The organism is Sanguibacter sp. HDW7 (assembly GCF_011300875.1).
Lineage (GTDB): Bacteria > Actinomycetota > Actinomycetes > Actinomycetales > Cellulomonadaceae > Flavimobilis.
The window spans coordinates 2,208,134-2,223,476 of the sequence record NZ_CP049862.1; the positions used below are offsets into that span (position 1 = coordinate 2,208,134).

The 15,343-nt window shown below is 73.6% G+C and carries 12 protein-coding genes; 1 reads left to right on the forward strand and 11 read right to left on the reverse strand.

Annotated features, from left to right (window positions below):
• Position 1: 1 nt before the first annotated feature.
• Genes G7063_RS10160 through G7063_RS10180 form a run of 5 tightly spaced genes read right to left on the reverse strand, consistent with a single transcriptional unit; the run spans position 2 to position 5,883 of the window.
• A complete protein-coding gene (locus G7063_RS10160) occupies positions 2-928 on the reverse strand; it encodes an NAD(P)-dependent oxidoreductase (RefSeq protein ID WP_166414290.1) in 927 nt (308 codons plus the stop codon).
• A complete protein-coding gene (locus G7063_RS10165) occupies positions 913-2,787 on the reverse strand; it encodes a class I adenylate-forming enzyme family protein (protein ID WP_166414291.1) in 1,875 nt (624 codons plus the stop codon). The genes G7063_RS10160 and G7063_RS10165 overlap by 16 nt, the downstream gene beginning before the upstream one ends.
• Positions 2,784-4,007 carry a cytochrome P450 gene (locus G7063_RS10170; RefSeq protein WP_240916033.1) on the reverse strand — a complete coding sequence of 408 codons (1,224 nt, stop codon included), beginning with the start codon at positions 4,005-4,007 and terminating at the stop codon, positions 2,784-2,786. Before G7063_RS10170 ends, G7063_RS10165 begins: the two co-directional genes overlap by 4 nt.
• Complete coding sequence (locus G7063_RS10175) at positions 4,004-4,813, reverse strand: glycosyltransferase (RefSeq protein ID WP_166414292.1); 810 nt, start codon at positions 4,811-4,813, stop codon at positions 4,004-4,006. The genes G7063_RS10170 and G7063_RS10175 overlap by 4 nt, the downstream gene beginning before the upstream one ends.
• Positions 4,810-5,883 carry a 3-oxoacyl-ACP synthase III family protein gene (locus G7063_RS10180; RefSeq protein WP_166414293.1) on the reverse strand — a complete coding sequence of 358 codons (1,074 nt, stop codon included), beginning with the start codon at positions 5,881-5,883 and terminating at the stop codon, positions 4,810-4,812. Before G7063_RS10180 ends, G7063_RS10175 begins: the two co-directional genes overlap by 4 nt.
• Positions 5,884-5,999: 116 nt before the next feature.
• Between G7063_RS10180 and G7063_RS10185 the strand changes: the two genes are divergently transcribed.
• On the forward strand, positions 6,000-7,205 hold the full coding sequence (locus G7063_RS10185; RefSeq protein ID WP_240916034.1) for a cytochrome P450: 1,206 nt from the start codon (positions 6,000-6,002) through the stop codon (positions 7,203-7,205).
• 188 nt (positions 7,206-7,393) lie between these two features.
• On the opposite strand, the gene ilvD (G7063_RS10190) is transcribed toward G7063_RS10185, so the two are convergent.
• The 6 genes from ilvD (G7063_RS10190) to gatA form a co-directional block, all read right to left on the reverse strand.
• Complete coding sequence (gene ilvD / locus G7063_RS10190) at positions 7,394-9,094, reverse strand: dihydroxy-acid dehydratase (RefSeq protein ID WP_166414294.1); 1,701 nt, start codon at positions 9,092-9,094, stop codon at positions 7,394-7,396.
• Positions 9,095-9,207: 113 nt separating this feature from the next.
• Entirely contained in the window at positions 9,208-11,070 is a 1,863-nt protein-coding gene (gene ilvD / locus G7063_RS10195; protein WP_166414295.1) for a dihydroxy-acid dehydratase, read from the reverse strand.
• A 137-nt stretch (positions 11,071-11,207) separates the two neighbouring features.
• On the reverse strand, positions 11,208-11,510 hold the full coding sequence (locus tag G7063_RS10200; RefSeq protein ID WP_166414296.1) for a 4a-hydroxytetrahydrobiopterin dehydratase: 303 nt from the start codon (positions 11,508-11,510) through the stop codon (positions 11,208-11,210).
• Positions 11,511-11,749: 239 nt separating this feature from the next.
• Entirely contained in the window at positions 11,750-12,328 is a 579-nt protein-coding gene (locus tag G7063_RS10205; protein ID WP_166414297.1) for a GNAT family N-acetyltransferase, read from the reverse strand.
• 1 nt (position 12,329) lies between these two features.
• A complete protein-coding gene (gene gatB / locus G7063_RS10210; protein ID WP_166414298.1) occupies positions 12,330-13,835 on the reverse strand; it encodes an Asp-tRNA(Asn)/Glu-tRNA(Gln) amidotransferase subunit GatB in 1,506 nt (501 codons plus the stop codon).
• On the reverse strand, positions 13,832-15,343 hold the full coding sequence (gatA, locus tag G7063_RS10215; RefSeq protein ID WP_166414299.1) for an Asp-tRNA(Asn)/Glu-tRNA(Gln) amidotransferase subunit GatA: 1,512 nt from the start codon (positions 15,341-15,343) through the stop codon (positions 13,832-13,834). Before gatA ends, gatB begins: the two co-directional genes overlap by 4 nt.

Sequence of the window (15,343 nt, forward strand, 5' to 3'; positions counted from 1 at the left end):
CTCACCAGGTCTCGGCGCCCTCGAGGGTCGTCGGCGGCGGGTCGACGCCGAGCCACGAGCGCAGACGCGTGAGGTCGAGCGTCCGCTCGACCGCGAGGTGGCTGAGCGCGTAGCGGCTGAGCCGTGAGCGCGGCAGCCCGCACGCGGCCGCGCCGTCGAGGAGTCCCGCGAGGCCGTGCGCGAGACGTGGCGGGACCTCGAGCACGCGCAGCGACCCGCCCTCCGGGCCGCGGTGCCCGCGCCGCTCGAGGAGCTCGAGGACCGCGCGACGCAAGGGCCACGGCTCGGCGTCAGCGACGTTGACGACGCCCGTGACGTCGCTCGTCAGACCCGCCCGGACGGCGGCGACGAACGTGTCGACGTGCGTGAAGGAGTGCAGCGCCTTGCCGTCGCCGACGAGAGGGACGCGGCCGCGTCGCACGAGCCCCTCGACGCGAGGCAGGAGCGTCGTGTCGCCCGGCCCGTAGACGGCGTGGGGCCGCAGCACGAGCACGGGTCCGAGGTCGGCGCCGGCGAGGTAGCGCTCGGCGGCGGCCTTCGTCGCACCGTACGCGTTGAGGTGGCGGTCCGGCAGGGGCGAGTCCTCGCGCCCGACGACGGTCGGCACGCGCGGGTCGTAGACGCTCGCGGACGACACGTGGACCATGCGGGCGCCCGCGAAGGTCTCGCGCACGGCGCGCGTGCCGTCGACGTTGATCCGTGCCGCCGCCCCGTGGCTGCCCCCGTCGGCGACCGCTGCCCCGACGTGGACGACCGCGTCGACGTCGGGCGGGTCCGCGAGCGCCCCGCCGGCAAGGTCCCACTCCCGCCAGGTCCCGACGCCCGCAGGGCGGCGCGAGAACGCGTGGACGTCATGACCGTCGGCGACGAGCGCGCGGGCGACGGCACCCCCGACGAAGCCTGACGCCCCCGTCACCGCGACGCGCACGCGCAGGCCTCCCCCTCCGCTGACGCGACCCCGGCGGGATCCTCGAGGCCCGCTCCCCGACGTCGGACACGACCCGCGCGCGCCTGCGCGACGTGCTCCGCGACCGCGCGGGCGAGCCCGGCGCGGTCAGGCTTACGGCTGCGTCCCGCGACGGGCACCGCCGGGGCGACGAGCACGACGTCGGGCAGCGCCCCGTGGTCGAGGACGTCCGCGAGCAGCGGCCGCACCGCGTCCGCGAGCGGGTGCGTGCACACGAGCCGGTCCGGCCGCGAGCCCGCGTTCGACGGGACGACGACGAGCGCGACCTCCTCGTCACCGTCCTCGCGCGGCAGCCCGACAAGTACCGCCTCGCCGACGCCCGTGAGCGCCGCGAGCCGCGGCTCGAAGAGCGCCGGGTAGATGTTCACCGTGCCGCGGATGATCATGTCGCGCGTCCGACCGAGCAGCACGAGCGTGCCGTCGGGGTCGACGCGGGCGAGGTCGCCCGTGCGGTGCTCGGCCACGGGGACTACCTCTCCGGACTCGCCGAGCAGGCCGAGCATGAGGGCGGGCCCGGAGACGACGAGCTCGCCGACAGCACCGGGCGCGACGTCGGGCACAGCGCCGTCGGGCGCAGCGCCGTCCGGCACAGCGCCGTCCGGCACAGCGCCGTCCGGCACAGCGCCGTCGGGCACAGCGTCGTCGGGCACGACCCGCACCGCCACCGTGCTCACGGCCGTCCCGACGAGGTCGCCGTCGCCCGCGTGCGCAAGCTTGGCCGGTGCCTCGACGGACGCGACGGGCAGGCACTCGGTCATGCCGTAGATCCCGACCCACCGCGTTCCCGGGAGGAGCCGCGTCGCTCGCGTGAGCAGCGCGCGCGTCACGGGTGCGCCGCCGACGAGCACCGTCGATGCGGTCCGGGCGGGGACGGCGCCGGCCTCGATCGCGTCGAGCAGCCCGGTGACGTCGGAGGGGACGAGGAAGGTGACGTCGGCGCCCGTGAGGAGGCGCCCGGCCGTGACGACGTCGCGGGCGGGCGCGACGACGGGGACGGTCCACGTCGCCCCGGCGAGGAGTGCGGGCACGCCGAGGAGCATCTGGTCGGTGACGACGTCCTGGCCGGGCGTGAGGTCGACGATCTCGCCGAGCGTGCGCGTCGCGGCTGCGAGCGTCGCTCCGGAGTGGACGACGGCGCGGGGCGCGGCCGTCGTCCCGGACGTGAAGACGACGAGCATGGGGGCGCGCGGGTCGGGCGGCGGCAGGTCACCGGCGAGGCGGTGCGAGGCCGCGGGTGCGGCGCTCCCCCGCCGCAGCCGCGCGACGGGGACCGACCCGCGCGGAACCCCGGGCAGCCACGGCCCTGAGTGCACGTGCGTGACCGGCAGCGTGGCGTAGCCCGGCAGCGCGAGCCCGCGACTCCGCGCGACGGCTCGCAGCGGACCGCGCGAGAGCGCGTGGAGGAGCGACTCGGTCGCCGCGTGCGTCGGCCGGGCCGCCCGCACCCGGGCCGCGAAGAGCTCGGGCGTCGAGCCGGGGTCGACGAAGACGACGGTCCCGCCGGCGCGCGCGATGCCGAGCGCGGTGACGATGCCGTCGAGACGCGGCCGGATCGAGAAGAGGACGCGTCCGCCCGGCTCGAGCCCGCGGGAGCGCAGGCCGCGTGCGACGGCCTCGATGCGGTCGGCGAGCTCGCGGAACGTCAGTGCGCGGAATCGCTGGGGCCGCCCGCGCCGGGTGCGTCGGGGCACACGGAGCGCGACGGCGTCAGGCGTCCGCGCGCACGCGTCGAGGACGAGCGTGACGAGGTGCGCGTCGACGCCGCCTGAGCCGTCGTCCGACACGGTCGGCGCGGGACCGCAGGCCTCGGCGCCGTTCACGCCGTCACCACGAGCTCGCGGTAGGCGGGGATGAGCACGCGTCGCGCGACGGTGCGCCGCACGACGTGGACGGACCGGCCTGCCGCGGCGACGGGGGCGAGCGCGGCGAGCACGGAGTCGATCTGCGCCATGGCGAGCGGCATGCCGAGGCAGAAGTGCGGGCCGGCCCCGAACCACAGCTGGCGCACGGCGGGCGCCGAGTCGACCGAGGGGTCGAAGGGACCGGCACCCCGGCAGCACGAGATCGTCACGACGACGACCCTGTCCCCCGGGCGCACGCGCACCCCGGCAACCTCACGCTCGGCCGTCACGGAACGCAGCATGACGGGCGTCGGCACGGCTGTGCGCAGCGCCTCCTCGACGACGCGGCCGCGCCAGCGGTCGGTCGTCGCCGAGGCGAGCAGGCGGTCGAGCACGCCCGCGTCGTGCGCGATCGCCACGAGCCGCGGCACGAACGACTGGACGGTCTCGGTGCCCGTGAGGACGAACGCGCCGACAGCCCCCATCGCCTCACGCTCGGAGAGCCCGAGCTCACGCATACGGCCGGGCACGGTGTCCGTCCCACCGTCGCGGTAGGCGGCGCGCGCGGGCTCGCTCAGCTCGTCGAGCACGGTGCGGGCGCGGGCGACCTGCGACCGGGTGAGCCCGCGCCGATGGAGGCGGACGAGCCCGACGATCTCCTGGGCCCTGCGGAGCTGCTCACGCACGGCGTCGCCCGTGTCGCCGAGGCCGACGAGGTGGCAGATGAGCGAGCCCGCCATCTCCCCGACGACGGGCACGAGGTCGACCCGCTCCCCTGCGAGCAGCTGCTCGGCGAGCCCGTCGAGACGCGCCGACCGGGTCGCCGTGAGGGCGCGCACGGACGACGGCGTGAAGAGCGGCGCGAGCGTGCGCCGCAGCGCGGCGTGCTCGGCACCCTCCATGTTGAGCAGGACGGACGGACCGAGAACGGGCGTCCACAGCTCTGCGGGCGAGCCCGGCCCGACCTTCGAGAACCCCTCGGTGTCGAGGAGCACGGCCCGCGCGGTCGCGGCGTCGGAGACGACGACGCCGAGCCCCGGCACGCGCACCGCGGCACGGTTGCGCAGGGCCCGCAGCGCGGGATAGGCGAACGGGTGGGCACCGCGCTGCACGCGCTCCTCGTGGAAGAGGACCTCGTCGTCGGCGTCGCACACGACCTGTGCGACCTGCGCGGCGCGGGCGACGTCCTCGACGCTCACCGGATGTCCACGTGCTCGGGCCGGTAGCGGTGGTCGGCGTACCAGCCGAGCGTCCGGACCAGCCCCCACGCAGCCACACGACGCGTCGAGCCGCGCACGAGCACGTCGTCGTACGTCGCGTAGCGCGTCGTGAGCCGGCGGACGGCGTTGACGAGCGCACGGTCCTCGTGGATGTCCTCGATCGCGGTGCGCGGGAAGCCTCCTGCGCGGACGTAGAGGTCCGCGGTGACGGCCATGTTGCAGCCCGCGGACATCATGTACGGCCCGAGGTAGCCGTCGTCCTGGTTGCCGGGACGGACCTTGCCGAACGCCCCCGCGAGCGCGACAGCCCCGTTGAGCAGGGCGGTGCGCGGACGGGAGACGGGCAGGTCGTCGGTGCGCGGCACGAGGCGCCCCGCGACGAGCTCGGACAGCGCGAGCGCACGGCGCACGGCCGCGGTCCAGCCGGGGTCGGGCAGGCAGTCGGCGTCGGTCCGGGCGAGGAGAGCGGCGCCCGCGTCGGCGGCCGCACGCATGCCCGTGTCCGCCGCCGCACCCGTCCCCTTCTGCACCTCGACGACGACGCGCCAGCGGTGCATGCCGTGCCAGGCGGCGTACTCGCGCACGACGTCGCCCGTGCCGTCCGAGGACCCGTTGTCGACGACGACGAGGTCGAAGTCGGTGTCGTGCTGGGCTCGCAGCGCGTCGAGCGTCGCGGCGATGCCCGCGGCCTCGTCGCGCGCGGGTACGACGACACCGAGCCGCCCGGGCGCGGGGTGCGTGCCCGCCGTCGAGCGGACGCGACCGCCGGGGCGCGGCGGCCTCACAGGCGTACCAGGGTCGCGCCGATCGAGATGCCGCCCGCAAGGCCGAGCAGCAGGACGACGTCGCCGTCCCGGACCCGGCCGCTCTCGCGGGCACGGACGAGCTGGAGCGGGAGCGTCACGGAGGCGACGTTGCCGTGGTCGGCGACCGTGACGAGCGTGCGGTCGCGCGGCAGGCCGAGCGCGTCGTGGACGTCGTCGAGGTAGGCGACGGCGACCTGGTGGACGGCGACGAGCGCGACGTCGTCGAGCGTGAGGCCCGCCCGCTCGAGCGCCTCGTGGACGGTTCCGGGGCCGAGCGCGCAGAACGCGTCGCGCAGACGCCCGCCGTCGATCTCGAAGTAGGTGCGCTCGACGTCGCGCGGGTGCGCGGTGCCGCCGCCGGGGAGCATGCCGACGTCCCAGTGCTCGGAGCGGGCGGAGAACGCGCTCGCGAGGATGCCACGCGGCGCTTCATCGGGCCCTGTGGCCGGCGGGAGGCCCACGAGCACCGCGGCGCCCGCGTCGGACATCGTGTACCCCGGCGCGGAGAGCGCGTACGTCGCCCGGTCGGGCACGTCGTGACGCACGGCGCGCGAGGGGGCCTCGCCCGACGCCACGAGGACGGTGCGGTAGCGGCCCGTCGCGACGAGAGCCTCGGCGACCTCGATCCCGTTGAGCACCGAGTTGCACGCGTTCTTGACGTCCATGACGGGCACGGTGTCGAGGCCGAGCTTGTGGGCGACGATGTGCGACGTCGCGGGCTCGACCATGTCCTGGCTCGCCGAGGCGAAGATCAGCAGGTCGACCCGCGTGCCCGGGTGCTCGGCGAGGAGCGTCCGGGCGGCCGCGACCGCGAGGTCGGACGCGTCCTCGCCGTCGGGCAGCACGTGGATGCGCCGCACCCCGGTGAGCCGCGTGACGAGCGGAGTGCGCGGGGCGATCCCGGGGTTGCGGCGCGCAAGCTCGCGCTCGACGTCGGCGACCTTGCGGACGTCGTCAGGCAGGTGCACGGCGACGCCGAGGATCGCGGCGGCCGGGGCCGGGCGCACGGGCCCCGCGACGGGCGTCGGGGTGAGGAGCGGCTGGAGCATGGCGGTCAGCGTAGCGGGCGCTCCCCTGGTCCGCGCCTGGTTCTGGATGATGGCGCACCGACCGACACCTGTGGACAGCCTGGTCGAGATCCCTGCCGTCCGGCAGACTCTCGCGGGTGACGACACGTTCCGAGCTGGCGCTCCTCACACGCGCGCGTCCCGCGATGGCCGCGGTCCTCCTCGGCGGGCGCGCGCTGCGCCGTCCGCTCGCCAAGGTCCCAGGCCTCGGCTGGGTGACATCGGACCCCGTCGTGAGCCGCGAGATCCTCAAGGACGGCCGCTCCTTCACGATCCTCGACGAGGGCGGCGTCGGACACCTGTGGGGCCAGATCCTCGGCGACTGGGTGTTCGAGCTCTTCGACGGGCCCGGCCACCACGACCTGCGCACGCGCGCCCGCGACCTCTTCACGAAGGCGACGGCGACGGAGATCGTCGACGACGCGTGGGGCCCGTCGTTCGCCGCTGCCCGGGCGACGCTCGCCTCGGGCGGAACCCTCGACGTCGGCCCGCTGACGCGCACGCTCGTCGGCCGCATGATGACGACGATCCTCGGCATCGTGCCGCCCGCAGGGCGCACGTCGGAGGCGCCGTGGCCGACGGACGCCGAGGCGCTCGAGACGTTCCGCACGGGTGAGCGGCTCGCGTCGGTCGCGCTCGGCACGGGCTCCTCGACGCACCTGTCCCCCGACCAGGTCGCGGCCGCGCGCAGCATCGTCGCCGAGCTCACCTCAGGCGTGCCCGACGGCTGGGCGCACGCGCCGTCCCACCTGCTGCTCGGCCGCTGCCGCGAGCTCGGGCTCAGCCTCGAGGAGACGACGGGCATCGCGAGCCTCCTCATGGTCGCGGGCACCGAGACGTCCGCGAGCGCGATGGCACGCACGACCGCGCTGCTCGTCGACACCGGCGAGCAGACGCGGCTCCTCGCGGCGCTCGCGCGCGGCGAGGACCCGTGGGAGGACGTCGTGCGCGAGGGCCTGCGCGTCACGAGCCCCGCGTCGGTCATCGGACGGGGCGTCGCCGCGGACGTCGAGGTCGCGGGCCGCACGCTGCGCGCGGGCGAGCGCGTGATGATGCTCGTGTGGAGCGCCAACACCGCTCCCGGCCCGTTCCGCATCGACCGCCCCTACGTCGCGGAGAACCGCCAGCTGTGGTTCGGCGCGGGGCGTCACCTGTGCCTCGGCGCGGCGCTCGCACGCGCCGAGCTCGAGCACCTGCTCCGCACCCTCTTCGAGGACGGCCCGCTCGAGATCGTGCGGCGCCGCGCGCAGCCTCGCGTCCTCGTCCCGACCTATCGGACGCTCGAGGTCCGCCGGGCGCGCTGACCCCGCCGACTCGGGGGCACCCAGCACCGTTCGATGGTGCCCGAGCCCTACCAGTCACCACCCGAACCCGACTCGTAGGTCCCCAACACCGTTCGATGGTGCCCCAGCCCTACCAGTCACCACCCGAACCCGACTCGTAGGTCCCCAGCACCGTTCGATGGTGCTGGAGGCCTACGAGTCGCGAGGTGTCAGCTGAGGACCGCGCCCTGCGACGCCGAGCCCACGAGCTTCTGGTAGCGCCCGAGCACGCCCTTCGTGAAGCGCGGCGGCAGCGGCGCCCAGCCCTCGCGGCGCGCCTCGAGCTCGCTCGCGTCGACGAGCAGGTCGAGCGTCCCGGCCGCGACGTCGAGCCGCACCCTGTCGCCGTCGCGCACGAACGCGACGGGCCCGCCGTCGACGGCCTCGGGCGCGACGTGCCCGACGCACAGGCCCGTCGTCCCGCCGGAGAACCTGCCGTCCGTGAGCAGGAGGACGTCCTTGCCGAGCCCGGCTCCCTTGATCGCGCCGGTGATCGCGAGCATCTCGCGCATGCCGGGACCGCCCTTGGGGCCCTCGTAGCGGATGACGACGACGTCGCCCGCGACGATCGTGCCGTCCTCGAGGGCATCCATCGCGGCGCGCTCGCGCTCGAAGACGCGTGCGGTGCCCTCGAAGACGTCGGAGTCGAAGCCGGCCGACTTCACGACCGCGCCGTCGGGCGCCAGGGAGCCCGAGAGGATCGTGATGCCACCCGTGCGGTGGATCGGCCGGTCGAGGGCGCGCAGGATCTTCCCGTCGGGGTCGGGCGGGTCGATGTCGGCGAGGTTCTCCGCGACGGTGCGGCCGGTGACGGTGAGGCAGTCGCCGTGGAGCAGCCCCGCGTCGAGCAGGGCCTTCATGACGACGGGGACGCCGCCGACCCGGTCGACGTCGGCCATGACGTAGCGGCCGAAGGGCTTGAGGTCGCCGAGGTGCGGCACGCGCGCGGCGACGCGCCGGAAGTCGTCGAGCGTGAGGTCGACCTCGGCCTCGTGCGCGATCGCCAGGAGGTGGAGGACCGCGTTCGTCGAGCCGCCGAACGCCATGACGACGGCGATCGCGTTCTCGAGCGCGTCCTTCGTCATGATGTCGCGCGCCGTGATGCCCCGGCGCAGGAGTCCGACGACGGCCTCCCCCGAGCGCTGGGCGAAGTGGTCGCGCCGGCGGTCGGCGGACGGCGGCGCTGCGGAGCCCGGCAGCGACATCCCCATGGCCTCGGCGACCGACGCCATGGTGTTCGCGGTGTACATGCCGCCGCACGCGCCCTCGCCGGGGCAGATCGCACGTTCGATGCGGTCGACGTCCTCGACGCTCATGAGCCCGCGCGAGCACGCGCCGACGGCCTCGAACGCGTCGATGAGCGTGACGTCCTTCTCGGTGCCGTCGGAGAGCTTCACCCAGCCCGGCATGATCGAGCCCGCATAGAGGAACACCGCCGCGAGGTCGAGCCGCGCCGCCGCCATGAGCATGCCCGGGAGCGACTTGTCGCACCCGGCGAGCAGGACCGAGCCGTCGAGCCGCTCGGCCATCATCACCGTCTCGACGGAGTCCGCGATGACGTCGCGCGAGACGAGCGAGTAGTGCATGCCCTCGTGGCCCATCGAGATGCCGTCGGACACGGAGATCGTGCCGAACTCGAGCGGGTAGCCGCCGGCAGCATGGACGCCGTTCTTCACGGCGGCGCCGAGCCGCTGGAGCGAGAGGTTGCACGGCGTGATCTCGTTCCACGAGCTCGCGACGCCGATCTGCGGCTTGACCCAGTCGTCGTCCCCCATGCCGACGGCACGGAGCATCCCGCGCGAGGCCGTGGCCTCGAGCCCGTCGGTCACCTGGCGCGAACGTGGCTTGACGTCGATCTCAGAGGCATCCATACCCGAGTATCACCCCGGGGCAGTGACCTGGGCCACACCTGCGCGGACGCCGACGGGCCCGCTCCCCCGTGCGGAGGAGCGGGCCCGTCGGAACAGTCAGCCGGTCGGCGCGGTCAACGGCGCGCGATGAGCGAGACGTCGCGCACGGCACCGCGGTCCGCGGACGTCGCCATCGCGGCGTACGCGCGCAGCGCCGGGGAGACGTAGCGGTCGCGGGCGACCGGCTGCCACGGGTTCTCCGAGGCCTCCATCTTGGCGCGACGCTCCGCGAGGACGTCGTCGGGAACGTCGAGGTGGACTCGACGCGTGTCGACGTCGATCTCGATGCGGTCACCGTTCTCGACGAGCCCGATGACGCCACCGGCCGCGGCCTCGGGCGAGACGTGACCGATCGAGATGCCCGAGGAGCCGCCCGAGAAGCGTCCGTCGGTGATGAGCGCGACGCTCTTGCCGAGCCCACGGCCCTTGATGAACGACGTCGGGTAGAGCATCTCCTGCATGCCGGGGCCGCCCGCGGGGCCCTCGTAGCGCACGACGAGGACGTGGCCCAGCAGGACCTCCTTCGAGAGGATCTTCTCGACGGCCTCGTCCTGGGACTCGACGACGAGCGCGGTCCCGACGAAGTGGAAGACGTCCGGGTCGACGCCGGCGGTCTTGAAGACCGCGCCGTCCTCGGCAAGGTTGCCGCGGAGCACCGCGAGACCGCCCTCGACCGTGTACGCGTGCTCGAGGTCGCGGATGCAGCCGTTCGCCGCGTCGGTGTCGAGGGACTCCCAGACGTTCGACGTCGAGAAGGCCTGCGTCGTGCGCACGCCGCCGGGCGCCGCGAGGAAGAGGTCCTTCGCGGTGTCGGTGGCCTTGCCGCCGCGGATGTCCCAGTCGTCGAGCCACGCGCGCAGCGTCGGCGTGTGGACGCTCGTGACGTCGTGGTCGAGCAGGCCCGCACGGTCGAGCTCGCCGAGGAGAGCGGGGATGCCACCCGCGCGGTGGACGTCCTCCATGTGGTAGTTCGGGTGGTTGGGCGCAACCTTCGACAGGCACGGCACGCGACGCGAGATCGTCTCGATGTCGGTGAGCGTGAAGTCGAGCTCGGCCTCCTGCGCGGCGGCGAGGATGTGCAGGACCGTGTTCGTCGAGCCGCCCATCGCGACGTCGAGCGTCATCGCGTTGGCGAACGCAGCCTTCGTCGCGATCGAGCGCGGAGCCGCCGAGTCGTCCTCGTCCTCGTAGTAGCGGCGGGCGAGGTCGACGATCGTGCGGCCGGCCTCGAGGAAGAGCTCCTTGCGGGCCGTGTGCGTCGCGAGCGTCGAGCCGTTGCCGGGCAGCGAGAGGCCGAGGGCCTCCGTGAGGCAGTTCATCGAGTTGGCCGTGAACATGCCCGAGCACGAGCCGCACGTCGGGCACGCCGACTCCTCGACCTTGGCGAGGGCCTCGTCCGAGACGTTGTCGTCGGCCGCGTAGTTGATCGCGTTGACGAGGTTGAGGTGCGTCTTCGCGACGCCGTCGGCGACGACCGCCTTGCCGGCCTCCATGGGCCCACCGGAGACGAAGATCACCGGGATGTTGAGGCGCAGCGCGGCGTTGAGCATGCCGGGCGTGATCTTGTCGCAGTTGGAGATGCAGACGATCGCGTCGGCGCAGTGCGCGTTGACCATGTACTCGACGGAGTCGGCGATGAGGTCGCGGCTCGGCAGCGAGTAGAGCATGCCGCCGTGGCCCATCGCGATGCCGTCGTCGACCGCGATCGTGTTGAACTCCTTGGACACGCCGCCGGCCTCGCGGATCGCGGAGGCGACGAGGTCGCCCATGTCCTTGAGGTGGACGTGACCCGGGACGAACTGCGTGTAGGAGTTCGCGATCGCGATGATCGGCTTCCCGAAGTCCTCCGACCCCATGCCGGTCGCGCGCCACAGGGCGCGGGCCCCGGACATGTTGCGGCCGTGGGTGGACGTGCGGGAGCGCAGTGGGCGGCTCATGTCGGTGGTGCTCCTTCGACGCGAACGATGCGGCGAGCGCCGCCGCACCACCGTACGTCTCCCGCAGCGGTGCAGGTCGCACGCGTCCGCAGCGTGGTCGTCCGACGACCTGCCCAACGCGTCCGGCCGGGTCCGTGCTAGGACGCGACCTCGACGCCGTGCTCCCGGACGACCTCCGCGAGCTCGAGCGCCAGGTCGACGTCCGCGCTCGTCAGCGCGTCGACCTCGTGCGTGAGGAGCCGCAGCTCGACCCACGGGTACGTGAGCGTGACGTCGGGGTGGTGATTCGCGGCCTCGGCCGCGCCCGCGACGAGCTCGACGAGGCGCACGCCCGCGACGAAGCTCCCGGTCGCGTACCTGATGACGAGCTGGCCGTCGACGACCTCCCAGCCGGTCCCGGCGACCGCCTGCTCGACGCGTTCGATCTCGAGAGGTTCCATGCCTCCAGCCAACCACCGCGGCGGCTCCCCCACCAGCGGTCGTCCACCCAGGCCGCGAGGCGCCGCGCGGCGCAGGGCGCGGTAGTTCCCAGCAGGACGGGTCTCGGCGCTGCGAGTATCGGCACGTCGCGATCCAGCAGGACGGGCTCAACACCACTGGCTCAGCACCACAGGCCCGAGAACGACGACGGCGCCGCACCCCGTGGGGTGCGGCGCCGTGCGGGCGTGCTGCAGGTCCGTCAGACGATGTCGCCGTCGGGCTCCCACTCGTGCTCGAGGATGCTCATCATGATGGCGTCCGCCCAGCGGTCGCCGTCGCGGTAGACCTCGCGCAGGCGTCCCTCGACCGTGAAGCCGATCGACTCGTAGAGCATCTGCGCGCGCGGGTTGATGTCGAGAACGTCGAGCGAGACGCGGTGCAGCGCGAGCCCGTCGGCCGCGAACGCGTAGCCGAGCACGAGGCCGATGGCCTCGCGCCCGTAGCCGCGCCCCCGGTAGTTCGGCAGGAGGTTGAGCCTCAGGTTCGCGGACCGCGCGTCCTCGTCGAGCTCGTTGAGGACGATCTCGCCGAACATCTCGTCGCTCACGAGCTCGCCGTCACGCTGGACGGCGCTCGTGATCGCCCAGTCGTAGCGACCGGGCCGCTCCTGGACGTCGTGCACCCACGCGGCGATCTGCTCGCGCGTGAACGAGGCGCTCGTTCCCGTCAGGCGCATGCCCTCGGGGTCCTGGACGAGGTCCCAGGCTCGCTCGACGTCTGCGTCCACGAAGGGGCGCAGACGCGCGAGCTCGCCCAGCAGCTGGGGTCCGCGGACCATGTCAGCCGATCCTCTCCATGATGAGCTCGCGCACGCGGCCGGCGTCGGCCTGCCCGCGCGTGGCCTTCATGACGCCACCGATGATCGCGCCGATCGGGCCGAGGTTGCCGCCCTTGATCTTCTCGACGATGTCGGGCTGGGCCGCGAGCACCTCGTCGATCGCCGCGAGCAGCGGGCCGTCGTCGGAGACGACCTCGAGGCCCTTGGTCGTGACGATCTCTTCGGCGGTGCCCTCGCCCGCGAGCATGGACTCGAGGACCTGGCGCGCGATCTTGTCGTTGATGCGGCCCGAGTCGACGAGCGTCTGCAGCTCGACGACGCCCGCGGGCGTGATCGGCAGCGCGTCGAGCTCGACCTCGTCGGTCTTCGCGCGGCGCGCGAGCTCGCCCATCCACCACTTGCGCGCGGCCGCGGCCGACGTGCCGGCGGCGACGGTCGCCTCGATGAGGTCGAGCGCACCCGCGTTGACGACGTCGCGCATCTCGGCATCGGCGTATCCCCACGCGTCCTGGAGACGACGGCGACGGGCCGCCGGCATCTCGGGGAGCGCCGCACGGATCTCCTCGACCCACTCGCGCGACGGCGCGACGGGGACGAGGTCGGGCTCGGGGAAGTAGCGGTAGTCCTCGGCGTCGGACTTCACGCGGCCCGACGTCGTGATCGACGTGTCCTCGTGCCAGTGGCGCGTCTCCTGGATGACCTTGTCACCCGCGTCGAGCACGGCGGCCTGGCGCGAGACCTCGTAGCGCACGGCGCGCTCGATCGAGCGGAACGAGTTGACGTTCTTCGTCTCGGTGCGCGTGCCGAGGGGGCTCTCGGGAGTCGGGCGCAGCGAGAGGTTGACGTCGGCGCGGACGTTGCCACGCTCCATGCGTGCCTCGGAGACGTCGAGCGCACGGAAGATGTCACGCAGCGTCTGGACGTAGGCGCGCGCGACCTCCGGGGCGCGCTCACCCGCACCCTCGATGGGGCGCGTGACGATCTCGACGAGCGGGATGCCGGCGCGGTTGTAGTCGACGAGCGAGTACTCGGCGCCGTGGATGCGGCCGGTGGAGCCGCCGACGTGCGTGTTCTTGCCGGCGTCCTCCTCCATGTGCGCGCGCTCGATGTCGACGCGGAAGATCGTGCCGTCCTCGAGCTCGACGTCGAGGTACCCGTCGAACGCGATGGGCTCGTCGTACTGCGACGTCTGGAAGTTCTTCGGGACGTCCGGGTAGAAGTAGTTCTTCCGCGCGAAGCGGCAGGACTCGGCGATCGAGCAGTTGAGCGCGAGGCCGATGCGGATCGCGTACTCGACGGCCGTCGCGTTGACGACCGGGAGCGCGCCGGGCAGGCCGAGCGAGACGGGAGTCGTCTGCGTGTTGGGCTCGCCGCCGAACTCGACCTCGGCCGCGCAGAACATCTTGGTGCGCGTGCCGAGCTCGACGTGGACCTCGATGCCGAGGACCGGGTCGTAGCGGCGGATCGCCTCGTCGTAGTCGACGAGGTCGACGAAGGTGGCGCTCATCGTGCGATCTCCAGTTCCGGGGCCTGCGCGAGCAGCGGCGCGCCCCACACGTTCTCGAGGGCTGCCTCCAGGGCGGCGCCGACGCGGTAGAGCCGGTCGTCGGCCTTCGCGGGGGCGAGGATCTGGAAGCCGACCGGCAGGCCGTCGTCGGACAGGCCGTTCGGCACCGAGATGCCGGGCACGCCCGCGAGGTTGGCCGGGATGGTGGCGATGTCGTTGAGGTACATCGCGAGCGGGTCGTCTAGCTTCTCGCCGAGCTTGAACGCCGTCGTGGGAGCCGTGGGCGAGACGAGGACGTCGACCTGCGTGAACGCGGCCTCGAAGTCACGCTGGATGAGCGTGCGGACCTTCTGCGCGCTGCCGTAGTAGGCGTCGTAGTAGCCCGCGGAGAGCGCGTACGTGCCGAGGATGATGCGGCGCTTGACCTCGTCGCCGAAGCCGGCGCCGCGGGTCGCGGACATGACGCGCTCGGCGGTGACGGGGCCCTCGGAGGGCTCGACGCGCAGGCCGAAGCGCATGCCGTCGAACTTCGCGAGGTTCGAGGACGCCTCGGACGGCATGATGAGGTAGTACGCACCGAGCGCGTACCGGAAGTTGGGGCACGACACCTCGACGATCGTCGCGCCGGCCTTCTCGAGGAGCTCGAGCGACTCCGCGAAGCGTGCCGAGACGCCGGCCTGGTAGCCGTCCCCCGAGAGCTCGGTGACGACACCGACGCGCACACCCGTGAGGTCGCCGAGAGCGCCCTGGCGAGCGGCCTCGACGAGCGGAGGCAGCGGCTCGGCGATCGAGGTCGAGTCGCGGACGTCGTGGCCGCCGATGAGCTCGTGGAGCAGCGCCGAGTCGAGGACCGTGCGCGTGACGGGGCCCGCCTGGTCGAGCGAGGACGCCATGGCGATGAGCCCGTAGCGGGAGACCGATCCGTACGTCGGCTTGACGCCGACTGTGCCGGTGACGGCGCCGGGCTGGCGGATCGAGCCGCCCGTGTCGGTGCCGATCGCGAGCGGGGCCTCGAACGCGGCGACGGCCGCGGCGGAGCCGCCGCCCGAGCCGCCGGGGATCCGCTCGAGGTCCCAGGGGTTGTGCGTGTTGCCGTACGCCGAGTGCTCCGTCGAGGAGCCCATGGCGAACTCGTCCATGTTCGTCTTGCCGAGGATCGGCAGGCCCGCGGCCTTGAGGCGCTCGACGAGCGTCGCGTCGTACGGCGGCACCCAGCCCTCGAGGATCTCCGAGCCGGCGGTCGTCGGCATGCCCTCGGTGACGACGACGTCCTTGACGGCGATCGGCACGCCCGCGAGGGGGTGGAGGGTCTGGCCGGCTGCGCGGCGCGCGTCGACGTCCGCAGCGGTCGCGAGCGCGACGTCGTCGGAGACGTGGAGGAACGCGTGGACGGCACCGTCGACCGCGTCGATGCGGTCGAGGTGGGCCTGCGTGACCTCGACCGAGGTCACCTCCCCCGCAGTGAGCTTCTCGGAGAGCGCGGCTGCGCTAAGTCGTGTGAGGTCCAT

What these genes read in the sequence shown, in the direction of transcription:
- G7063_RS10180 (WP_166414293.1), bottom strand. Translation starts at nt 5,883, where the DNA reads ATGCTCCAGCCGCTCCTCACCCCGACGCCCGTCGCGGGGCCCGTGCGC.
- ilvD (WP_166414294.1), bottom strand. Translation starts at nt 9,094, where the DNA reads ATGGATGCCTCTGAGATCGACGTCAAGCCACGTTCGCGCCAGGTGACC.
- ilvD (WP_166414295.1), bottom strand. Translation starts at nt 11,070, where the DNA reads ATGAGCCGCCCACTGCGCTCCCGCACGTCCACCCACGGCCGCAACATG.
- G7063_RS10200 (WP_166414296.1), bottom strand. Translation starts at nt 11,510, where the DNA reads ATGGAACCTCTCGAGATCGAACGCGTCGAGCAGGCGGTCGCCGGGACC.
- G7063_RS10205 (WP_166414297.1), bottom strand. Translation starts at nt 12,328, where the DNA reads ATGGTCCGCGGACCCCAGCTGCTGGGCGAGCTCGCGCGTCTGCGCCCC.
- gatB (WP_166414298.1), bottom strand. Translation starts at nt 13,835, where the DNA reads ATGAGCGCCACCTTCGTCGACCTCGTCGACTACGACGAGGCGATCCGC.
- gatA (WP_166414299.1), bottom strand. Translation starts at nt 15,343, where the DNA reads ATGGACCTCACACGACTTAGCGCAGCCGCGCTCTCCGAGAAGCTCACT.